The sequence below is a fragment of the Azospirillum sp. B4 genome, assembly GCF_000333275.1.
Lineage (GTDB): Bacteria > Pseudomonadota > Alphaproteobacteria > Azospirillales > Azospirillaceae > Nitrospirillum.
This window is the reverse complement of the sequence record NZ_BACU01000354.1, coordinates 1-983: the sequence shown is the minus strand read 5'-3', so window position 1 is coordinate 983 and position 983 is coordinate 1. Positions and strand designations below refer to the sequence as shown.

1 protein-coding gene is annotated in these 983 nt (G+C 65.6%); it reads right to left on the bottom strand.

Annotation, left to right across the window (positions count from 1 at the left end; all coding sequences use genetic code 11):
- A partial coding sequence (locus I55_RS15725; protein WP_044561532.1) for a methyltransferase type 12 occupies positions 1 to 678 on the bottom strand: 678 nt, incomplete at its 3' end.
- Between the last annotated feature and the right edge of the window lie 305 nt (positions 679 to 983).

Genomic DNA, 983 nt, shown 5'->3' with positions numbered 1-983 from the left:
GATGCCCCAGACCTCGGCATCCGGGAACAGTTCCTTGTAGGGCAGGGTGGAATGGCCGACGGTGCAGCCCATGTCCAGGATGCGGCGCGGCTTGAAGCCGTTCAGGCGCCGCTTGATGTAGTTGCAGACCGACCGGCCCATGTCGTCGTTGAAGGGCCCGGTGTACCCCATGGCGTAGAGGTAGACGCCCCGGTCGTACAGGGCGCCGACGGAGATGTCGCCCGGCGCCACCTCGGTGGCGTAGCCGCCGGGCATGCAGTGGATGTCCAGCGCCGTGACATAGCGCGGCGCCTCGAACCCCTCAGGAATGTCCAAGATGGCCTTGGACTTGGCCGACAACTCGGCCGCCTTGGCGTTCAGCTCGGGCAACTGGCGCTCGATGGTGACGTTGGTCGATTCCCACAGCAGTTCCTGCGCGATGCGGTTGGCCGCGGCGTAGTGCTGGAAATAGAGGTTGCGCACCATGCCGGCGCGGATGTCGCGGCGGTTGGCCGGGGCGCGGCCGTTGGCCCGCTCGAACTCCGGCGCCACGCGGTTCTGGTAGACCGGGGTCAGGCCAGGCAGCAACTTCTGCTGGATGAAGTTCTTGAAACTCTTGGTGAATTCCTGGCGTGCCGCCTCGTCGTGCGTGGGCGAAGGCAGCGCCGGGTGCGCCGTTTGTTGGAACGTGTTCAGCATGGCCGCTCCCGAGGCTTTGTGGTGTGCGTTGCCCATTGATTGAAGGCGGTCGCGGGCCTCCGGGCCAACCGGGTCCGTCACCCTGTCCACCTGATGGTTGGCGGAGGGTGCGGCGCTTTAAAAGCCCGCGCGAACCGTTACTGCTGCGAACTAATGGCGGGTCGTCCCGTCAAGGGAAGGGCCGTCAAAGGAAGGGCCCCGATTTTCTGGATCCCGATTTTCTGGACAAGGATCACCCATGACCACCGCGCTATCCGACGCCCCAACCCGCCCGGCGGGGCAACTGAGCCTTTTGGCGCAGGCGG